At 30.1% G+C, this 17,847-nt stretch carries 15 protein-coding genes; 4 read left to right on the forward strand and 11 right to left on the reverse strand.

Annotated features, from left to right (window positions below):
- Positions 1-12 precede the first annotated feature (12 nt).
- From H0I29_RS03060 to H0I29_RS03075, 4 genes are all read right to left on the reverse strand, one after another.
- Positions 13-288 carry an ATP-dependent Clp protease adaptor ClpS gene (locus H0I29_RS03060; RefSeq protein WP_165732346.1) on the reverse strand — a complete coding sequence of 92 codons (276 nt, stop codon included), beginning with the start codon at positions 286-288 and terminating at the stop codon, positions 13-15.
- A 9-nt stretch (positions 289-297) separates the two neighbouring features.
- Positions 298-1,134, reverse strand: coding sequence for a 50S ribosomal protein L11 methyltransferase (prmA, locus tag H0I29_RS03065; RefSeq protein ID WP_218731342.1), 837 nt, complete (start codon positions 1,132-1,134; stop codon positions 298-300).
- A 78-nt stretch (positions 1,135-1,212) separates the two neighbouring features.
- Positions 1,213-1,971: a triose-phosphate isomerase gene (gene tpiA, locus H0I29_RS03070; protein WP_218731343.1), complete on the reverse strand. Its 759-nt coding sequence runs from the start codon at positions 1,969-1,971 to the stop codon at positions 1,213-1,215.
- A 237-nt stretch (positions 1,972-2,208) separates the two neighbouring features.
- The gene (locus tag H0I29_RS03075) at positions 2,209-2,700 is read right to left on the reverse strand and encodes a TlpA disulfide reductase family protein (RefSeq protein ID WP_218754388.1); all 492 of its coding nucleotides are present in this window, start codon (positions 2,698-2,700) and stop codon (positions 2,209-2,211) included.
- A 103-nt stretch (positions 2,701-2,803) separates the two neighbouring features.
- Between H0I29_RS03075 and pyrF the strand changes: the two genes are divergently transcribed.
- Positions 2,804-3,619, forward strand: a complete 816-nt coding sequence (pyrF, locus tag H0I29_RS03080; protein ID WP_218754389.1) for an orotidine-5'-phosphate decarboxylase — start codon at positions 2,804-2,806, stop codon at positions 3,617-3,619.
- Between the two features lie 4 nt (positions 3,620-3,623).
- Entirely contained in the window at positions 3,624-4,406 is a 783-nt protein-coding gene (locus H0I29_RS03085) for an ABC transporter substrate-binding protein (RefSeq protein ID WP_218754390.1), read from the forward strand.
- 99 nt (positions 4,407-4,505) lie between these two features.
- Here H0I29_RS03085 and H0I29_RS03090 read toward each other — a convergent pair whose 3' ends face one another.
- The 7 genes from H0I29_RS03090 to H0I29_RS03120 all read right to left on the reverse strand — a co-directional run bounded on the left by H0I29_RS03090 (position 4,506) and on the right by H0I29_RS03120 (position 16,335).
- Positions 4,506-5,861, reverse strand: a complete 1,356-nt coding sequence (locus H0I29_RS03090) for a RagB/SusD family nutrient uptake outer membrane protein (RefSeq protein WP_218754391.1) — start codon at positions 5,859-5,861, stop codon at positions 4,506-4,508.
- Positions 5,862-5,879: 18 nt separating this feature from the next.
- Positions 5,880-8,891 (reverse strand): TonB-dependent receptor, encoded by a 3,012-nt coding sequence (locus tag H0I29_RS03095; RefSeq protein ID WP_218754392.1) that lies wholly within the window; start codon positions 8,889-8,891, stop codon positions 5,880-5,882.
- A 426-nt stretch (positions 8,892-9,317) separates the two neighbouring features.
- Positions 9,318-10,934 carry a RagB/SusD family nutrient uptake outer membrane protein gene (locus tag H0I29_RS03100; RefSeq protein WP_218731349.1) on the reverse strand — a complete coding sequence of 539 codons (1,617 nt, stop codon included), beginning with the start codon at positions 10,932-10,934 and terminating at the stop codon, positions 9,318-9,320.
- A 39-nt stretch (positions 10,935-10,973) separates the two neighbouring features.
- On the reverse strand, positions 10,974-14,099 hold the full coding sequence (locus tag H0I29_RS03105; protein ID WP_218754393.1) for a TonB-dependent receptor: 3,126 nt from the start codon (positions 14,097-14,099) through the stop codon (positions 10,974-10,976).
- Positions 14,100-14,812: 713 nt separating this feature from the next.
- Positions 14,813-15,517, reverse strand: a complete 705-nt coding sequence (locus H0I29_RS03110; protein WP_218731351.1) for a DUF4197 domain-containing protein — start codon at positions 15,515-15,517, stop codon at positions 14,813-14,815.
- Positions 15,518-15,572: 55 nt separating this feature from the next.
- Positions 15,573-15,737 (reverse strand): DUF5522 domain-containing protein, encoded by a 165-nt coding sequence (locus H0I29_RS03115; protein WP_165732325.1) that lies wholly within the window; start codon positions 15,735-15,737, stop codon positions 15,573-15,575.
- Positions 15,738-15,795: 58 nt separating this feature from the next.
- Positions 15,796-16,335, reverse strand: coding sequence for a DUF4136 domain-containing protein (locus H0I29_RS03120; protein ID WP_218754394.1), 540 nt, complete (start codon positions 16,333-16,335; stop codon positions 15,796-15,798).
- A gap of 415 nt (positions 16,336-16,750) precedes the next feature.
- On the opposite strand from H0I29_RS03120, the gene H0I29_RS03125 reads away from it, so the two are divergent.
- Complete coding sequence (locus H0I29_RS03125) at positions 16,751-17,074, forward strand: hypothetical protein (protein ID WP_218754395.1); 324 nt, start codon at positions 16,751-16,753, stop codon at positions 17,072-17,074.
- Positions 17,050-17,838, forward strand: a complete 789-nt coding sequence (locus H0I29_RS03130) for a M15 family metallopeptidase (protein WP_218754396.1) — start codon at positions 17,050-17,052, stop codon at positions 17,836-17,838. Before H0I29_RS03125 ends, H0I29_RS03130 begins: the two co-directional genes overlap by 25 nt.
- Positions 17,839-17,847 lie beyond the last annotated feature (9 nt).

A 17,847-nucleotide genomic window follows, 5' to 3' on the forward strand; every position in this document is an offset into this window, starting at 1 on the left:
ACTTATTTTCAATTATACTAATTCTGCGGATAAACCTAATTGTAATAATTTAGAACATCTTGGCTCTAAATCTTTAAGTTCACCAGACTTAACTGTACATTTTCCCTTGTAATGAACTAAAGTTGCACATTGCTCTGCTTGCTCAAAAGAATGTTCACAAACAGTAACTAGAGATTCTATTACATGATCAAAAGTATTTACATCATCATTATGCAATACTATTTCATGCTGAAAAACCTCTTGTTCTAAGACATCTACCTCTTCTTGTATTTTTTCTTTTGTACTCATTTTACAAAATTACAATTTATTGTATTTTAATGCAACCCAATTATTTCTTTCTATAACAGTTTCTAATTTTAAATTATATTTAGAAACTTCTGCATCTATCACAGGAATATCATCTTGATAAAAACCACTTAATAAAAGCACACCGTTATCATTTAAACAATTCGTGTATGCTTGCATGTCCATCAATAAAATATTTCTGTTGATGTTCGCAATAATAACATCATATTTTTTATCTACTAAAAGAGCTGCTTCTCCTTCAAAAACCGAAATATTTTTACAATTATTTCTCTCAACGTTCTCTACAGAATTTTCATAACACCAATTATCAATATCGATAGCATCAATAGGATTTGCGCCTTTCATTTCAGCAAAAATTGCCAAAATTCCGGTTCCACACCCCATATCTAATGTTTTTTTCCCTTCTAAATCTAATTGTAATAAATGTTGTACCATCATGTGTGTAGTTTCATGATGACCTGTACCAAAACTCATTTTTGGCTCAATTACAATATCATATTTTAAATGAGGGTTTTCATGAAATGGCGCACGAATACTAACCACGTCTTCCACCTGAATAGGTGAAAAATTCTTTTCCCACTCTGCATTCCAGTTTGTTTGCTCAATCTCTTTTTGATCGTATTCTATAGAAAACTCTTCAGAGTTTAAAACAAAAATATCCTCTAAAACGCTAGCGTTCCAATCATCTTTTTGAATGTAAGCGGTTACTCCGTTTTCATTTTCAACAAAACTTTCAAAACCAACCTCTCCTAATTCTGCAATTAAAATTTCTGTCGCTGGTTCTTTTGGTGTTACTGTAAAATTGTATTCTATATAAATATTATCCATAAATGTCTTGTAAAAAAAATGCATCGAGATTTTAAAATCTCGATGCAAATTTATTGTAAATATTTTTAAGTACGATGCTTAAATAGCTTTAATAATTCCTGTAAAATCATCTACATTTAAAGCTGCTCCACCAATTAACCCACCATCCACGTCTGGTTTAGAGAAAATTTCTTCTGCATTTGCAGGTTTTACACTTCCTCCGTATAAGATAGAAACAGCATCTGCAACTTCTTGATTGTATTTTTTAGCTACAATACTTCTAATAAAAGCATGCATTTCTTGCGCTTGTTCTGCACTTGCTGTTTCTCCTGTACCAATTGCCCAAACTGGTTCATAGGCTAAAATAATGCTTTTCCAAGCATCTGCTCCTAAATGAAATAATGCATTAGAAATTTGGCTTTCTACTACTGCAAAATGGTTTTCAGATTTTCTGTCTTCTAATAATTCTCCAAAACAAAAAATTGTTTCTAAATCATTTTCTAAAATAGCATCTACTTTTGCTGCTAAAGATTCATCTGTTTCATTAAAATAAGTTCTTCTTTCAGAGTGTCCTAAAATAACCGTTTTAATTCCGATTGCTTTTAACATATCTGCAGAAATCTCTCCTGTATAAGCTCCATTTTTAGCTTGGTGCATATTCTGAGCAACTACTTCAATAGCAGAACCGTCTGCTACTTTTAAAGAAGCCGATAAGTTTACAAAAGTAGGAGCAACAATAACACGAGTATTTTTTAATTTCTCTTTTTTAATTGCTTTTTTTAAATCTTTGATAAGTTTTTTACTTTCTTTCTTATCATTGTTCATTTTCCAGTTACCTGCTACTATTTTTGTTCTCATAATTATTATTTTATCACCTAAAAGGCCCTTGTTAATGTTTTTATTAATTTGGATGTAAATTTAAGAAATGGAAAGACAAAAAACACCCAGAAAAGCAAATAGTTACTATAACGTTTTATATAGTTTTTTTTTTAATGTATTAAAAAGATCTTAAACCGTTATCGCTGATAGAAAAAGGACTTAATAAATGACTATTTGCAACGAAAAAACAAGAGTAAAAGGCTATCAAAATATTTATTATTTTAATGCTTTAATTATATTTTCATCAGAAGCATCTGTAGCATTAAATAATGTTATTTTTCCATTTTCATCAACCACAACATATCTAGGAATCCAACTAAGATTTAAAAAACCAACCAAATCTCCTTTCTTCATTCCTTGTGGTAAATTGTAATGCTCTCCAATAACATCATAACGTTTTACACCTCTTTTCCACGAAGACTTTTTTTCATCAACAGATAAAAATAAATACACTACTTCCGGAAACGCTGTTTGCAATTCTTTTACTTTAGGCATTCCTACTAAACAATCTCTACACCAAGATGCCCAAACATCAATTAAAACCTTTTTACCCTTATGCTGATTGATTACTTCTTTTAAAGTAAATTCTTCGTCGTTTAAATCGTACACTTTTTCTTGAAGCGCTTTTTCTGAAAATTCGGTTGGAGTTTCTAAATTACAACTCGCTAAAAACGACACGAAAACTAAGACTATTATTTTTTTGAACATTACTTATTTTTTAATTTTTGTCACCTAAAGATCTCAATACTTACAATTAGACGCTTTGTTTAAAAACAAAAATACCTATTTTTGCAAAACTTATAGAAAACAAATGACAACACAAGAACTTATTGCCCAAATTAAAAAGAAAAAATCATTTTTATGCATTGGATTGGATGTGGATTTGACCAAAATTCCGCAACATCTTTTAAAAGAAGAAGATCCTATTTTTGCATTTAACAAAGCAATTATCGATGCTACGCATCATTTGTGTGTTGCCTATAAACCTAATACTGCTTTTTATGAAGCTTACGGTATAAAAGGTTGGCAATCTTTAGAAAAAACAATTCAGTATTTAAATAAAAACTACCCAGAAATCTACACAATTGCAGATGCAAAACGTGGCGATATCGGCAACACCTCTACCATGTACGCAAAAGCTTTTTTTGAAGACTTAGCGTTCGATTCTGTTACTGTTGCACCTTATATGGGTAAAGATTCTGTAGAGCCATTTTTAGCTTTTAAAAACAAGCATACTATTATGTTGGCCCTAACTTCTAATGAGGGTGCTTTCGATTTTCAGACTAAAGAAGTGAATGGAAGAGAACTATACAAAGAGGTTTTAGAAACTTCTAAAGGATGGAAAAATTCTGAAAACTTAATGTATGTTGTTGGCGCAACTAAAGCAGAATATTTTACAGAAATCAGAAAAATTGTACCTAACTCTTTTCTTTTAGTTCCTGGTGTTGGTGCACAAGGAGGAAATTTACAAGATGTTTGTAAATATGGTTTATCAGAAAATATTGGTTTATTAATAAATTCTTCTAGAGGAATTATTTACGCTTCTAAAGATGAAAATTTTGCACAAAATGCTGCTTTAAAAGCTGAAGAATTACAACAAGAAATGGCGACTATTTTAGCGCAATAATTACATGGAATTCCAGGATCAAATAGGACGGATTTTAAAGTTTGATAAAACGCCGAAACGTATTGTTTGTCTTGTCCCCAGTTTAACAGAGTTATTGGTAGATTTAGGTTTAGAAAATGCCATTGTAGGTATTACAAAATTCTGTATTAGTCCAACACATTTAAAACAAACCAAAACAGTTGTTGGAGGTACAAAAAATATTAATGTCGAAAAAATTAAGGCTTTACAGCCTGATATAATTCTTTGCAATAAGGAAGAGAACTCTAAAGAAATTGTACAAATTTGCGAAGAAATTACTGCTACGCATGTATCAGACATTTTTACTATTGATGATAATTTAGAACTTATTAAACAATACGGAAACCTCTTTTCTGTAGAAAATAAAGCGTTAGAAATTATTGATAAAATTAATATCGAGTTAACTAGTTTTAAAGAATTTATTAAGCAGAAAGAGTCTAAAAAAGTTGTTTATTTTATTTGGAAAAAACCATGGATGGCAGTTGGTAAGAATACTTTTATCAATCATTTATTGCAGCTAAACAAGTTTGATAATATTTATCAGCATAAAGAAAGATATCCTGAAGTAGATTTGGATGAAATGAAATTAGATACACAATTAGATTTTATTTTGTTATCATCAGAACCTTTTCCTTTTAAGCAAGAGCACATCTTAGAAATAGAAAATTTCACACCTAAAGCCAAAGCGATACTTGTAGATGGAGAAATGTTTTCTTGGACAGGAAGTAGACTTATAAAGGCTTTTGATTACTTTAAAAGTCTTCATTAAAGTAAAAAGTTATATCTAAAAAAGAATGACTCAATTATAGATAAAAAAGAAAGGCTATTTAATTAAAAATAGCCTTTCTTTTTTGTTTTAAAATGTACTCTAATTAACGTATCCTGAGTTCTGAACCATTAAAGTATTTGTATCCATTTCCGCTTGCGGAATAGGTAATACTAATTCATCTGCATCATAAGATAATGCACCAACATTTGTTTGAGTTCTCTTAATATCATGAATTAATTGACCTTCAAAAGACAACTCTAATTGTCTTTCATTAAACAATACATCTAAAGTTAATGTACTTAAAGCAGCTGCGTTAGATCTTGCTCTTACAGCATTAACTTCATCTAAAGGAGATAAACCAACACTTGTACCTTCTCTAAAGTTAGATTCTGCTCTTACCAAATGCATATCTGCTATTCTTAAAACAGTAATGTTAGCAAACTGATTTGTATATTTTGAGGTTAAAGTTCCACCAGTGTCTGAACTGATGTATGTAAAACTATATCTTTCATCATTTGCAGCGTCATCAAACAATTCGAAAAAACCTGCTTGTAAATCAATATCACCTTGTCTACCTCCAAAATCTTGAGAAGCATAAAATGTGATAAAATCATTATCTCCACCTTGAGACGTTACTTGAAAAGCAAAAAGATCTTCTACACTATCTACATCATTATTAAAAGCACCACTATAAGTTGGCGCTAAAGTATGACCACTGTTTGTTATTACATCATTTGCTGCATCTCTTGCTGCTGCATAATTACCTTGTTGAAAATATACTTTAGCTAGCAAAGCTTCTGCCGCATATTTATCTGCAAAAATATCATTAGATTCTGGTAATTTAGAAAAAGCATCATTTAAGTCTGCTATAATCTGACTATAAACCTCTTCAACAGTATTTCTAGCAATATTTAAATCTATACCATAATCAATAATACCATTTAAATGCAAAGGTACACCTAACTGAGTATTACTTACTCCTGCTTCATAAGGTTTACCAAAATGACGAACTAAATCAAAATACATTAAGGCTCTTAAAAACTTAGCTTCTCCTTCTGCATTATCTGCTGCACCACTTGTAATTATAGATAAATTATCGATAACCAAATTTGCTTGGTTAATTACTTCATAAGAATTTCCCCAAACAGCTTCTACAAAACCATTGTTTACTAAAACACCTTTAGAATTAAATTGCCTTGGATCTACAAAAGTACCTCCCCAACTCATTTGAGTTGTGTTCCCTAACAAATCTGCAATAATCTGTGTATCTCCACCAAATGATGAACTTTCTCCTGCCTCTGTATATGTACCTACTAAAATATTTAAAACATTATCTTCTGTAGATAATGCCTTTTCTGTAGATATACTTTGTGCTGGCTCAATATCTAGCTCTTTTTCACAACTAATAATTGTAAAAAATAAAACTAAAATTAATGTATATTTTATTATTTTCATTTTTATAAAGTTTTTAAATTAAAAAGTTACGTTAAGACCTATTGAAAGTGTTTTTGCTGCAGGAGCAGAATAGAACGTTTGACCTACACCACCTGCATCACTTCTAGATTCTGGGTCATAACCTGTGTAATCTGTTATTGTTAACAAATTAAGACCACTTAAATATAGTCTTAACTTAGATAATCCCATTTTATCAATTAATGCCTTTGGAATTGAATACCCTAATGTTATGTTTCTAAGTCTAATAAAATCTCCTTTTTCTAAAAATCTTGTAGAATGACTTGTACCATTACCAGCACCTAATCTTGCTTGTGGTACATTTGTTATATCTCCTGGGTTTTGCCATCTATCTAATTGATCTAGCGTTTGATTATCAAACCAGTCTCCATTTACAGACTGAAAACGTCCACCTCCATTATATATACTTGCTCCCCATTCTCCTTGAAAAGTCATTGTAAAATCAAAATCTTTATAAAGAACAGTATTTGTAAGACCTGCTATAACTTCTGGAAAAGGGTTTCCTGCTACAACTCTACTTGCAGCATTTGGGTCGTTTGTAGTACCTCTATCTAAGTTTCCATTTCCATCATCTGTATTTAAATAATACAATGCATCTCCATTATCAATATCTACACCAGCATACTCTATTAAGTATAAGGAATTTACAGCTTCTCCTTCTCTTAAAATATTCTGACCATTAACAACATCTTGTCCCTCTGGTAATTCAATTATTTCATTATTGTTTGTTCCAATATTAAAACTTGTAGTCCATTTTAAATCGTTTGTTTGAATGTTTTTAGAAGTAATAGAGAATTCAACACCATCACTTTTCATTCTACCAATATTATTATTAATACCCCCTTGCTCTGGCGCTCCAGAAGATAAAGGCAAAGGTTGTTCAAATAATAATTCTTTTGTATCTTTTACATAATAAGCTACTTCCCCAGAAAGTACTCCGTTAAAAAGACCATATTCTATTGCTACATCACTTTGGTCTGATGTTTCCCAACTTAACTCATTATTACCTGCTTGAATTGGTGCAATACCTGGTTTTTGATTATATGAAACTCCACCAAATAAACCTCTAGAAGCAAAATTCCCTATTTCTGCATTTCCTACTTGACCGTAACTAGCTCTTAATTTTAAGAAAGAGATTGCTGAACTTTCTGATAAAAAGTTTTCTTCAGAAAGAATCCAACCCGCAGAAAAAGCAGGAAAAACACCAAATCTAGAATCGCTACCAAATCTTGAAGAACCATCTCTTCTAAAACTTGCTTTAAATAAGTATCTATCTTTATAAGCATAAGTTGCTCTTGTAAAATAAGAAACAAAAGCATATTCTGTAAAACTACCAGAACCTGCAGTAATTTCTGCTGCTGAACTTATTGTTTGAAAATCGTCTGTTGGAAATTGCTGTCCAGTAACACTATTAAATCTTCTTTTACTCTTATTTAATTCTGTACCAAGAATAACATCTAAATCATGATTTTCGCCAAAAGTTTTATTATAACTTAAATAGTTACTAAAAATATAGTTTTCTGTATTTACATTAGAAGCAAAAGCCTCTCCGTTTGTAGATTGAAAAGGAGCTAAACTTCCTGTAAAACTATCTTCTGTCTGAGAATACAAATCGTATGCAAAATCTGAATTAAATTTTAAATTATCTGTAAATTGATATGCTGCAAAAACTTTACCTGTTACTCTTCTAATAATTGTATTGTAATATGCATGTTTATCTTGTAATAGAAAATTTGCATACGGCGTACCTTCAAAAGGTTCTCCATCTACAAAATCTGGAGAAATTGGTGGTTGTGCAATTGCTTGTAATGGTGATACAAATGCATTATCATCTGCAATCCTATCAATGTTTGTTCTAGAGAAACTTAAATTCATTCCTGCAGAAAATTTATCTGTTAATTTATGAGTAACATTTAAACGAGAACTTATTCTATTTAATTCATTTCCTCTTACAATACCTTTAGTATCATTATAAGCACCAGAAAAGAAGTAAGTTGTTTTTGCATCTCCTCCAGAAATAGAAAAATCTGCATCTCTAGTATATCCTTTAACCAAAGCAAGGTCTTCCCAATCTGTATCATACGTTCCTTCTCTCCATGTATTATCAGAATACCTATCTAACCTTTCTTCTACATACCCTTCTGCTGGCCAACCCTCAACAGCTAAACCATTTTTACCAGATTCTAAAAGCAACTCAACATATTGTTCTGCATTTAACCAATCTCTAGAGTTTGCTTTTTCACTTATTCCACTAGAAATATTTACAGAAAACTTTGATTTGCCTTCTTTACCAGACTTTGTTGTAATAAGCACAACTCCGTTTGCACCTCTTGCTCCATAAATTGCTGCCGATGAAGCATCTTTTAAAATATCTATAGATTCAATTTCATTTGGACTTAAAGTTAATAATGGATTTGTAGGAGCTCCATTACTAGACTCATTGTTGTTTATTAATGGAATTCCGTCTAATACATATAAAGGATCTGAACCAGCACTAATACTAGACTGTCCTCTAATTCTAAAATTTAAGCCACCTTCTACCTTACCGTTTGTTTGACTAATTTGAACCCCAGCAGCCTTACCTGCTAATGAATTCATAACACTAGGTGTAGGTACATCTGCTATATCATCTGAACTTAATTTTACAATATTGTCTGTTAATTTTCTCTTACTTTGAGTACCGTAACCAACAATAACTACTTCATCTAACTCACTACTATCTTCTTCTAGTAATACATTAATTGTATTAAGCTTCCCTATTTTTTTTTGATTTGATTTATATCCTAAATAACTAAAAACCAAAATATCTCCTTCAGTTACAGAAATAGTATAATTACCTTCAAAATCAGTTTCTGTTCCTACACCAGTACCTTTTAGAGCTACACTAACTCCTGGTAATTTCCCTGATGTATCTGAAACAGTACCAGTAACAGTTTTCTTTTGCGCAAAAGTAATTTGCACAATAAGCCCTAAAAATAGTGTTAGGGTTGCTTTTAAAATTCTTCTATCCATTATATTTTATTTGAATTAATTATATCAAAAATCTTAAATTTTTCTTAAAATAAAAAATATAACAGCACTTTTATTTAATGATTATTCAATAAAAAAGAAATAATAATAAATAAAATTCAACAAAAAATAAAATATGATAACAATAATGTAATTCAAACCTTTTTAAAGAATAATTAATTTGATAATTTTAATACCAACAATTTACTATATAAAAATATATTTAACCTTAATTTATCAATTACACACTTTAGACTTATAAAACAAAAAAAGACGAATTGATAAAATTAAAATATTCTACTAAAATTTAATTTAAAAAAAAGTATCATTTACTTAAAAACACTTTTATTTTTTTATTATTAAATAAAACACGTAAAAAAGCCACCTCTTTCGAGATGGCTTTTATATTTATAAAAAAACTAAGTTTTCTTAATTTTGATCCGCTTCAGTTAAGTTTGGATTTGCATCAATTTCTGCTTGTGGAATTTTCCAAATCCAACCGTCATTTAAAGAAGGCTTTTCTTGAATAAAACCATCTCTATATAAATTATCATCAGCTCCAGAATTAGTTAAATCAATTCCTTCATCCCAACGGATGTGATCATGAAAACTAAATCCTTCTCCATAAAGTTCTACTCTTCTTTGCCATTTAATGTGATCCATTAAAGCATCTACAGAAGTAAATACAGAAGAATCATAATCAGTATCTCTTGCTGATCCAAAAGCCTGAAGAGCTGTTTGAGCACCTGAAACATCTGATAACATTGCTTTAGCTTCTGCTTCTATTAAATACATTTCTGATGAACGCATATAAAGAACATCATCTGGATCAATAGATCCTGGATTTTTCTGTAAAAACTTAACCGCCATATATGGGTGTGTGTTGTGCGCAGAAGTCATACCGTATTTATCTATAACTGAATCTTTAGCTGCAAAAAATTCTTCTTCAGTATCATAATTAGGATCAGTCTCAAAACTACCACCTTCGCCATTAGATGCAGAAGAATTTGTATTTGGAGCCCATGGTAATGCCATGTTAATTCTAAAGTCTGTAGATGGAATTGCATCATAAACTTCTTTATTCATTAACTTAGGGTTTGATCTATTTTGACTTCCATTAAAAGTTGGACTAATAAAGTAGAAGAAAGATTGGAAAAAGTTTGTTTCTGACTCAATAACAGTTCCTCCCCAAATTACTTCAGAAAGATCTACTGTATTAAAACCAGATAACCAAGTAGCTTCATCTAACAAAGGAAAACCTTCACGTGCAGCTACTGCCGCATCTGCTGCATCTTGCCATTTACCTTGTGTTAAATCTATTCTTGCTTTTAAACCTTGAGCTGCATTTATAGATAAATGAGATTTATTTTCTGGACTAGAAGCACCATCAAAGAAACTAATAGAATTTGCGATATCTGAATTTATTTGATCGTAAACAACTTGAACTGTAGATCTAGGAGCACTTGTATAAGGAGTACCTGTAATTAACAATAAAGGAACACCAGCATCTGTAGCAGGATCACCAATTAAGTACCCTTTTGCAAATGTTGAAATTAACTGATGATACGCCCAAGCTCTATACGCATAAGCTTGACCAAGAATATTTCTTACATCTTCATCTGCTTTTGGAAAACCATTTGATTCAATTAAATTAATTAAATTGTTAGATGATGCTATAATATGGTAACGCATGTACCAAAAATTACTTACTGTTGTAAAATTTGCATTGGTATGTGTTAACCATCTTAATTCATTTGTCATCCAACCATTTCCTGGTGATGAATGAATCATTTGAGCGCCCATGGCATCTAAAGCTGGCATATAAAAACTCTGTCCACTTCTACTTGAAGTTCCTCCTGATATAGGATTTTGAGCATACATTACTCTATGCAGTCCATTTAATACCAAAAACATATTGTCTACACTTGCAAAAGCATCTGCCTCTGCAATAGAATCTGTTGGTGTTGTTTCTAGAAATTCTTCTTCACAACTAGTAACAAATACTACTAATAATCCTAAAATTAATAGATTAATTTTTCGTAACATAATATAATATTTTATTTATAATTTATAATTTAATAATTTCTAGAAAGTTAAATTTAACCCTAAAGTTACTGTTCTAGAAGGACTATAATCATATCCGCCTGATGTACCAGATAAACTATATTGAGGATTTAAACCTGTTCTTTCTGTACTAATAAAAATATTTTCACCAGAAAGAGAAATACGTAAATTACTTAAACCTAATTTTTCTGCAACATCCTTATCAAAACTATATCCTAAGTTTACGTTTTTTAAAGAAAGGTAAGATGCGTCTGTTAAGAAACGAGTAGAACCACCAATTGTTTGGTTAGGGTTTCCGTTTTCTAAACGAGGTACGTCTGTAATATCTCCTGGAGCTCTCCAAGCATTTTCTGCATCTACATGTAAAGCTCTACCAAAAGTACCTGGGTGCATTAATGAAGAATATCCACTATCTAAAACATCTCCTCCAATACCAAAAGTAAATAAGAAATCTAAAGAAAATTGTTTATATCTAAACGAGTTAGAAATAGATCCTAATAAATCTGGAATACTACTACTATCTGTAAATGCTTCTCCAGCTTCTTGATAATCGTTAGTAGTTGCCTGTGTTCCATCTGCATTTAAAACAGCTGTTCTTCCACCTGTATCTGTATCTTCAAACATATAGTATAAAGCATCTCCATTATCTACATCTACTCCTGCATAATGGTAAATATAGTAATCATATATAGATCTTCCTTCTTCCCAACGTTTAGATCCGTTATCTGCAGGACTATCAATTTTTGTAATTTCATTTTTAAAAGTACTCGCTTGCACACTTAAATCCCAATTAAAATCTTTTGTTCTTAATAAGTGACCTGTTAAACTTACTTCTATACCTTGGTTGTAAAGATCTCCTAAGTTTGTAGGGAATACATCTAATCCTTCTGAAAGAGGAATACCTAATTCATATAATAAATCTTGAGAAGATTTTTTGTAAAATTCTACAGAACCATCTAATACATTATTAAACATACTAAATTCTAAAGCAACATCCCAACTAACTTGGTTTTCCCACTCTAATTCTACATTTCCTGTATTACTCCAAATAATACCAGGTGCACCTGCGTTAGGAATAATTTCATATAATGCTTGAGAAGCGTAATAAGAACCAACTCTTTCATTACCAATTTCACCGTAAGATGCTCTTAATTTTAATTGATCTATAAATGAAACATTATCCATAAATTTTTCTTGATCAATTCTCCAAGAACCACCTAATGAATAAAAAGTTCCCCAACGTGCATCTTTAGAAAATCTAGAAGTACCATCTCTTCTTACAGAAGCACTTAAGTAATATTTGCTATCAAAATCATAGTTTAATCTAGCAAAATAACCTTCTATTCTATGATCTGTACTATTTCCATTTACATTATCTCCCGCAGCAAAATTATCAAATTCATAAATACCTGTAGCAGTTTGAGTATTAGCAATACCACCTAATGTAGAAAAGTTTCTATCAAAACTTTCATGCCCCAAAGTAACATCTATATTATGAACATCTTTTAAAGAAGTATTATAAGTTAAAATTTGATTAAAATTCTCTATAACTCTTCTGTATCTATCTTCACTATATCTACCTGTTGGTGCTCCATCACCTACTGTTTCGTTCTCATAACCTTTAGTAATATTATCTTGAATATCTCTACCATAAGTTACTTTAGCTTTTAATCCTTCTGCAAGCTTAACTTCAAGATAATTTCTAAATCCATATAAGTTTAACTTATCTTGATCTTCATTTAAAATTAACTCAGCAATACCATGTCTTCCAGGATTGTAAGGTCTTGTTTGAATATTACTATCTGGATATCCTTCTCCTAAATCGTATAAAGGGTTACCTGAAGCATCATTTACAATTTTACCATTACTATCTACCTGATAAACAGGGTAAATAGGACCTAAACTATTAGCCCAACTAAAAGGATTTGCTGTAGAAGACCCTCCTCCACTAGTTGGTCCATGAGAATCTGTAGCTGTAATATACACACTACCACCAGCAGAAATATTATCGGTTAATTTAAAATCTGCATTTAATCTATTAGTTACTCTTTCATAATCACTTTCAATAACATATCCTTCTTCTTTTAAATAAGATGCAGAATAAAATATAGAATGATTTTCGCCACCAGAAGCAACATTTACAGAGTGATTTTTTCTACTACCAGTTCTTTCTAAAAAATCGAACCAATCTAAAGACTCATATGTAAGTTCTGCATTAGGATTTAATTTACCGTCAGTACCAACAATTTGATCATTTGCTACATTAAATGGGTTATAACCTAATTGATTAAATATTTTTGCAGAAGCTTCAATTTCTGGATTTGCACCACCTATTGTGTTCTTGTAACCTTCCCACATTAACTCATAATAAGAACCTGCTCCCACCATATCATAATTAGGTACAGATCTTGTAATAACACTGTATTGTGTAGATGCACTAACAGTTGTTTTATTATTTCTTCCTTTTTTAGTTGTAATAATAACTACACCATTTGCTGCTCTAGAACCATATAATGACGTTGAAGCCGCATCTTTTAAAACTGTCATAGAAGCAATATCATCTTGATTGATCGAACTTAAAGAACCATCAAACTGAATTCCGTCTATAATGTATAAAGGAGTTGAACTACCGTTAAGAGTACCAACACCACGAATTACAATTGACGGAGAAGAACCTGGTTGACCTGATGCTGCAACAAACTGCACACCAGTTGCCTTACCTTCAATAGCTCCAATTGGAGACGTTACAGATCTAAGTGCTAAATCTTTTGCTCCAACAACATTTGCAGAACCCGTAAAAGCTTCTTTAGTTGTTGTACCATAAGCAACAACAATAACCTCTTCTAAAACACTACTATCTTCTTGTAAAACTACATTAATAACAGAAGAAGCACCTACTTTCTTTTGTGTAGATTTGTACCCCAAGTAACTAAAAACTAATACGTCGCCACTTTTACTAGCAATTTTGTAGTTTCCATCAAAATCTGTTTCTACTCCTATACTAGTACCTTTTACTAAAACACTTACACCAGGTAAACTCCCTGACTCATCTGAGACAGTCCCAGAAATAGTTTTCTTTTGAGCAAAAGTAACTTGCACAATCAACCCCAAAAAAAGTATTAGGGATACCTTAAAAAATTTTTTCATTGTAATATCTATTTGAATTAATTATGTTCCAAAAATCATAAAATTTTCTTAATATAAAAAATAAAGATTAACATTTATTTATTTTTTAAATAACAAACATTAATTTTATTGAATAATATTCACCCTTATCAATAAAACACTGAACATTCCTCAATAAAAAACAGTATTTTTTATTTAACAATAAGTTAATAGATATGATAATATTTACACATTAAAAGCACATAAATAATAATTTTAAAGTTAATTATTTAATGAATTAACGAATTAGGTATTACTTAAACTAAAACCTCTAACTTCATTTTCCTCAATTAAAGTAACAATCAAATTAACATGTTTTTTTTTCGTTTTGTTAATATGTTCTTAAATATTAAAAAAAAGACTAATAACGCCACCCCTACACTTATAACTTTAATTATAAGCACTTTACACACTCACCACCCTTCTAAAGTTAAAATTTATAAAAAAGACACAAACAAATTCTTTTCATTTTATTCCGCAAAAAAACAAAAGAAATCACCTAAAAAAACCATTTTAACACTTTGAAAATTAATGAGATTCAAAAAAGTATAGTTACAAAACAGATTCACTCTTTACAGAAAAAAAGATAATCTTACACAATAAATAACAAACAAAAAAAGACTCACTATTTATAAATAGTGAGTCTTAAATACCTTTAAAATGTAAAGGGATATTATTATTATTATTATTATTTGCTAGTCTTGCAAAGCAAACACTTGCTTTAATAAAGCAGAAGTACGTAAACTTGCTTTTTCTCTAATTCCTACTTCTTCAACTTCAATCATTGTAAACACTCCTTTTAAGGCTTGGTTTGTTACATATTTAGTTAAATCTGGATCTACCTTATTCACAAAAGGAATAGAATTATATTTACCAATTAAATTACTCCAAATTTTATCTGCTCCTACTTTAGAAAAAGAATTTTCAATTACTGGACTAAAACTAGCCGTTAAATTATCAGTAGTTTTTACTTGTAAGTAAGAAGTTGCAGCATTTTGGTCACCTAAAAGAATATTCTTTGCATCTGCAAACGTCATATCCTTTACAGCATCTACAAAAATTGGAGTTGCAGTTTTTACAGCATCTTCAGCTGCTCTGTTTAAGGCTTTAATACCTTCATCTGCCAAGTTACCTAAACCAATTTTACGCAAACCATTATCTACAGCTTGTAATTCTGCAGGCAACATAATTTTTACCAAATCATTTTTATAAAACCCGTCTGTTGCAGTTAATTTAGAAACTTGATTTTTTATTCCGTTGTCTAAAGCTGCACGCAGTCCGTTACCTATTTGCTCTTCACTTAAACCTGTATTTTGACTTACTTGATTCACTACATTTTGTAACTCTGCACATCCTACAAACTGAAGGGCAACGACTAAAATTAAAATTCTTTTTATCATTTTTATTGTATTTTATCTACACTTTAGAAACTCTTTCGATTTAAAAGTCACTTTTTTATTTAAAACTATCTGTTTTCTTATCGTATCCATAAGGACAATGTTTACAACCGCTTTTACAGCAATGACCTCTTTTAAGATGAAATTTTTCTGTAAACACTTTATAACCTTGTTCGTTTACATAAAAATCACCTTCCTCTAATGCTACTCTTTTATTATACACTTTGCAAAAATAGTTTATAATCCATAAAAAAAGCGTTCCTAAGAACGCTTTTTAATTTTTATTTATCTTTTTCTGGAGGAAATCTAGAGATAATCTCTTTTACAAACTCTTTAATTCTAGCTTCTTTTTTCTCTCTATTTTGAAGTTTTAAAGCTCCAGTTCCAATTCCTTGCCAAATCAATTCTTTTTTCTGTCTATCAATAAAATCTACAAACAATGTACCTTCTGTATATTGAGAAACACTAATATTATTTCTACCTCCCATCATCCAAGGGCTCCATCCCCAACCGTAACCATAGCCAAAATTGTTATTTTGGTTTACATCTACTTTTTCTCTAGATTTTGTAAAAATACTCACCAACATATCTGGATTTTCAGATTTTGTAAATCCTTGTGCTGATAATTCTGACTCAATAGCACGTAAAATTCTTTTTTTATCTAAATCAGAAATTTCTGCTTTATCGATACCTGGTTTGTAAAAAGCAAACGTTTTATATTGAGTAAAATCTACTTTATTATCATAATCGGTTGTAACTTTTATAGCACTACAAGATGCTAAAAGCATAGTACTAAACAGAAGTAAAAATGTTTTTTTCATGAGATTTGTTTTATATTATTAAATCGATTAAAGCACTATATGCAAAATTAAAAGCATGACAAATAAGTATTTTCACAACCTAGTTCAACTTTCAAATAGTTTACAAGACTACCTTATTATTTACAAAAAAGGTACTTAAAACAACATTGCTTCCTATTAAAAAATGTTGTTTATAAATGCTTCTAGACTTCTTACAATCAGCAATAAACATGCCAAAATAATCGTAAAATTCTTATTAACAAGCAAAATGAATCGTATAACAAATAGAAATACATTCATTGTAAAAAAAAATCTATTTCTACATTTGATTGATAATTGTAAAATCAGGTTAAAAAACTACTTACCTCATCATCTTTTGTGAAGAAGTTTACCCAAATATATTTATATTGTAATGAATATTGATTAATTTTAAGAAATGATTTTAATTACTAAACACCTAATACCAAAAGGTTTTGTTGGCATAACTTTATTTCCTTTTATTCTTCTAAAAAAGAAGGATTTAAAAGATGATAAAGTTTTAGTAAACCATGAAAAAATACATTTAAAACAGCAAGCTGAATTACTACTGATATTCTTCTACATTTTTTATAGTTTAGAGTGGATTTTAAAATTTTTAAGCCATAAAAATGCATATCTAGCTTATAAAAATTTAAGTTTCGAACGTGAAGCATATCAAAATGAAAATAATTTTAACTATATAAAAAATCGAAAATTTTGGGCATTTATAAAATACTTTTAAAACTAATTGTAATTCTTTTTTTCTTCGGATGTTTTAAAGTTTGCAAGCCAGCACCAAAGAAAATTGCAAGACAAACTACTGAAGTTTCTAATGAAAAAGATTCCACTTTGTTATTTCCAAAATATCTAAACATAAATTATGTTTTAGGAAAATTTAATTATACAGAAAACTCAGATTTTACAGTTGTTCCTAAAGAGAACTCATCAAAAAAAATATATTTAAGAAAAGAAGTTTTAGAAGCTTTTTTACAAATGAATGCTGCTGCTTTAAAAGAGGGCATTTCATTTACAATATTATCTGGAACTAGAAATTTTGATCACCAAAAACGTATTTGGGATTACAAATGGAATGATAAATATAAAAACTTACCTCCTCTAGAAAGAGCAAAAAAGATTTTAGAATTTAGCTCTATGCCTTCCACTTCACGCCATCATTGGGGAACAGATATGGATATTAACAGTCTTACGAATTCTTATTTTACACAAGGAAAAGGGTTAAAAGAATATAATTGGTTGTTAAAAAATGCGCATACATTTGGTTTTTATCAACCCTATACTTCTAAAGAAAATGGAAGAACAGGTTATAGTGAAGAAAAATGGCATTGGACTTATTTACCACTATCCTCTCTCTATTTAAAATATTATAACGCAACAGTTGGTTTAGAAAAAATAAACGGATTTGATGGTTTTTCTTATGCAAAAGAACTCAATGTTATTGAAGAATATGTAAATGGAATTAACCCTAAAGCCCTACAAAACAAATAATTCATTAAA

This window comes from Polaribacter sp. R2A056_3_33 (assembly GCF_019278485.1).
GTDB lineage: Bacteria > Bacteroidota > Bacteroidia > Flavobacteriales > Flavobacteriaceae > Polaribacter.

Bases quoted from the DNA above. Each gene is read 5' to 3' on its own strand.
- H0I29_RS03060 (WP_165732346.1), bottom strand. From the start codon at position 288: ATGAGTACAAAAGAAAAAATACAAGAAGAGGTAGATGTCTTAGAACAA.
- prmA (WP_218731342.1), bottom strand. From the start codon at position 1,134: ATGGATAATATTTATATAGAATACAATTTTACAGTAACACCAAAAGAA.
- tpiA (WP_218731343.1), bottom strand. From the start codon at position 1,971: ATGAGAACAAAAATAGTAGCAGGTAACTGGAAAATGAACAATGATAAG.
- H0I29_RS03090 (WP_218754391.1), bottom strand. From the start codon at position 5,861: ATGAAAATAATAAAATATACATTAATTTTAGTTTTATTTTTTACAATT.
- H0I29_RS03105 (WP_218754393.1), bottom strand. From the start codon at position 14,099: ATGAAAAAATTTTTTAAGGTATCCCTAATACTTTTTTTGGGGTTGATT.
- H0I29_RS03125 (WP_218754395.1), top strand. From the start codon at position 16,751: ATGATTTTAATTACTAAACACCTAATACCAAAAGGTTTTGTTGGCATA.
- H0I29_RS03075 (WP_218754388.1), bottom strand. From the start codon at position 2,700: ATGTTCAAAAAAATAATAGTCTTAGTTTTCGTGTCGTTTTTAGCGAGT.
- pyrF (WP_218754389.1), top strand. From the start codon at position 2,804: ATGACAACACAAGAACTTATTGCCCAAATTAAAAAGAAAAAATCATTT.
- H0I29_RS03110 (WP_218731351.1), bottom strand. From the start codon at position 15,517: ATGATAAAAAGAATTTTAATTTTAGTCGTTGCCCTTCAGTTTGTAGGA.
- H0I29_RS03085 (WP_218754390.1), top strand. From the start codon at position 3,624: ATGGAATTCCAGGATCAAATAGGACGGATTTTAAAGTTTGATAAAACG.
- H0I29_RS03120 (WP_218754394.1), bottom strand. From the start codon at position 16,335: ATGAAAAAAACATTTTTACTTCTGTTTAGTACTATGCTTTTAGCATCT.
- H0I29_RS03100 (WP_218731349.1), bottom strand. From the start codon at position 10,934: ATGTTACGAAAAATTAATCTATTAATTTTAGGATTATTAGTAGTATTT.
- H0I29_RS03095 (WP_218754392.1), bottom strand. From the start codon at position 8,891: ATGGATAGAAGAATTTTAAAAGCAACCCTAACACTATTTTTAGGGCTT.